Genomic DNA, 3,106 nt, shown 5'->3' with positions numbered 1-3,106 from the left:
GGAGCTGCAGAAGATCCAGGTCGGCGACACCGTCATCATGCGCCAGAAGTCGACCGGCACGCTGGTGGTCGACGCGCTGACGCCGGCCAAGCGGCTGTTCATGATCTCGACCGGCACCGGCATCGCGCCCTTCGCCAGCCTGCTGCGCGACCCCGACACCTACGACAAGTTCGATCAGCTGATCCTGACCCATACCTGCCGCGACAATGCCGAGCTGACCTATGGCCAGGAACTGGTCGCAGCACTCGAAAGCGACCCGCTGATCGGCGAGCTGACCTCCGGGCGCGTCACGCTCTACAATTCGACGACCCGCGAGGAATCGGCACGCATGGGCCGCATCACCGCGCTGATCGGCTCCGGCAAGTTCTACAGCGATCTCGGCATCGACAAGCTCAACCCGGAAACCGACCGGATCATGATCTGCGGCTCGATGCATATGCTGAAGGACGTCAAGGAACTGGCCGAAAGCCTTGGCTTCGAGGAAGGGTCGCTGAGCCATCCAGCGACTTTTGTCGTCGAGCGCGCCTTCGTCGGCTGAGACGCACCAACATCTCGAAGTCTATGTTTTTGACCGCACGGTCAAAAATTGCTGCTTTCGCCGCCTTTTTCGGTTATGACCGCCCGCAGGACTCGTGAAGTACGGCTTCACGGGCTATCTTCGGCACACGTCGCTGAATGAAAGGGCAGGAGATGAGCAGCACAATCCGCGAAGCCGATGTCGGCTCGTCCAAGGTGACGCCGCTGCCCGCGCGTGCCGCCGCCAACACAGCCGTTCCCCCGGACCATCGCATTGCGCGCAATCCAGGCATGAAGCTCGACCTCGGCTTCATGGAATCGGTGCGCAGCGTCAATCGCTCGGCGCTGGAACGGCGCGTCGCCAGCCTGACCAAGCGGCGCTCGATAAAGGCCGACAACCAGGCGGCCTGGCTGCTGCGCGCCGTCGCCTGCATGGATTTGACGACGCTGAATTCCAACGACACCGAGGAGCGCGTGCGCCGGCTCTGCGCCAAGGCGATCAATCCGTTCCGCCGCGACATTGTCGAGGGCCTCGGCATATCAGGTGAAACCATCCGCCCGGCCGCCGTCTGTGTCTACCACCCCTTCGTTGCCACCGCCGTCGATGCCGTGCGCGGCACTGGCATCCATGTCGCCGCCGTCTCCACCGCCTTCCCGCATGGCCTTACGCCGCTGTCGACCCGCCTGCAGGAGATCGAGGCCTCGGTCCGCGACGGCGCCGACGAGATCGACGTCGTCATCCCGCGCGGGCTGGTGTTCGGCGCCAAATGGCGGGAGCTCTACAACGAGATCGTCTCGATGCGCGCCGCCTGCGGTGACGCGCATCTGAAGGTCATCCTCGGCACCGGCGACCTCGCCACGCTGCGCAATGTCATGCTGGCCTCGATGGTGGCGATGATGGCGGGCGCCGATTTCATCAAGACCTCGACCGGCAAGGAAAGCGTCAACGCGACGCTGCCTGTCGGCCTCGCCATGGTGCGCGCCATCAGGGCCTATTTCGAGGAAACCGGCTATCTCATCGGCTTCAAGCCGGCCGGCGGCATATCCACGGCCAAGGCCTCGCTCGACTGGCTGGTGCTGATGAAGGAAGAACTCGGCCGGCCCTGGCTGGAGCCCGAGCTGTTCCGCTTCGGTGCCTCGAGCCTCTTGACCGACATCGAGCGCCAGCTCGAGCACCATCTGACCGGACACTATTCGGCCAATCATCGCCACGCGATGGCATGAGACATTTACCCCCACCCCGATCGGCCTTGCCGATCGACCCTCCCCACAAGGGGGAGGGTGAAGGAGGCACCTGATGAACATCCTCGACCGCTATCACGCCATGGAGTACGGCCCGGCGCCGGAAGCCCGCAACGAGGCCGACGCCTGGCTTGCCGCGCGCGATTTTTCCAAGGCGCTGTTCATCGGCGGCGACTGGAAAGCCGCGTCCGGCGGCAAGACCTTCGAGACCAGCGAGCCCTCCTCCGGCAAGCTGCTGGCCAAGGTCTCGGACGCCAATGCCGCCGACATCGACGCGGCGGTGGCGGCGGCCACCAAGGCGTTGCCGAAATGGTCGGCAGCCTCGGGCTATGTCAGGGCCAAGGTGCTTTATGCCATCGGCCGCGCCATGCAGCGCCACCAGCGCCTGTTCGCGGTGCTTGAGACAATCGACAATGGCAAGCCGATCCGCGAAAGCCGCGACATCGACGTGCCGCTGGCGATCCGCCATTTCATCCATCATGCCGGCTGGGCGCAGGCGCTGGACAAGGATTTCCCCGGCCACAAGGGCGTCGGCGTCGTCGGCCAGATCATCCCGTGGAACTTTCCGCTGCTGATGCTGGCCTGGAAGATCGCGCCGGCGCTCGCCGCCGGCTGCACGGTGGTGCTGAAGCCGGCCGAGTTCACGCCGCTGACATCAATCCTGTTCGCCGAGATCTGCGAACGCGCCGGCGTGCCGAAAGGCGTCGTCAACATCGTCCAGGGCGGACCTGAGGCCGGCGTGGCCATCGTCAACCATCCCGGCATCCAGAAGATCGCCTTCACCGGCTCTTCCGAGGTCGGCAAGATCATCAGGAAAGCCACTGCGGGGTCCGGGAAAAAACTGTCGCTGGAGCTCGGCGGCAAGTCGGCCTTCATCGTCTTCGAGGATGCCGATCTCGACAGCGCCGTCGAAGGCCTGGTCGACGGTATCTGGTTCAACCAGGGGCAGGTCTGCTGCGCCGGCTCGCGCCTGCTGGTGCAGGAAGGCATCGCCGACGCCCTGATCGCCAAGGTCAAGACGCGGATGAGCCGGCTGCGCGTCGGCAGCCCGCTCGACAAGAACACCGATATCGGCCCGCTGGTCGACTTGACCCAGCTTGACCGCGTCAAGGGCCTGGTTGCCGAAGGCGCCAGGCAGGGCGCCGTCTGCTGGCAGCCGGATGCGGCGCTGCCGTCTTCCGGCTACTACCATCTGCCGACGCTCGCCACAGGTGTTTCGCCGGCTAACATATTGGCACAAGAAGAGGTGTTCGGCCCTGTTCTGGCGACCATGACCTTCCGCAACACCGAGGAAGCGATCGAGCTAGCCAACAACACGCGCTATGGCCTCGCCGCCTCGGTGTGGAGC

General features: G+C 64.9%; 2 protein-coding genes and 1 pseudogene. All 3 read left to right on the top strand.

Features of this window, described 5'->3' with window-relative positions; all coding sequences use genetic code 11:
• A pseudogene (locus EN964_RS30130) lies at positions 1–538 on the top strand (ferredoxin--NADP reductase); the annotation flags it as partial.
• A gap of 152 nt (positions 539–690) precedes the next feature.
• The gene (deoC, locus tag EN964_RS30125; protein WP_127267816.1) at positions 691–1,740 is read left to right on the top strand and encodes a deoxyribose-phosphate aldolase; all 1,050 of its coding nucleotides are present in this window, start codon (positions 691–693) and stop codon (positions 1,738–1,740) included.
• A gap of 73 nt (positions 1,741–1,813) precedes the next feature.
• Positions 1,814–3,106, top strand: a 1,293-nt coding sequence (locus EN964_RS30120) for an aldehyde dehydrogenase family protein (protein WP_127277114.1), incomplete at its 3' end; no start/stop codon positions are given.

Source organism: Mesorhizobium sp. M7A.F.Ca.CA.001.10.2.1, assembly GCF_003998575.1.
Lineage (GTDB): Bacteria > Pseudomonadota > Alphaproteobacteria > Rhizobiales > Rhizobiaceae > Mesorhizobium.
This window is presented reverse-complemented; position numbering and strand designations above follow the sequence as displayed.

Coding starts and splice junctions, on each gene's coding strand:
- deoC (WP_127267816.1), top strand. CDS start 691: ATGAGCAGCACAATCCGCGAAGCCGATGTCGGCTCGTCCAAGGTGACG.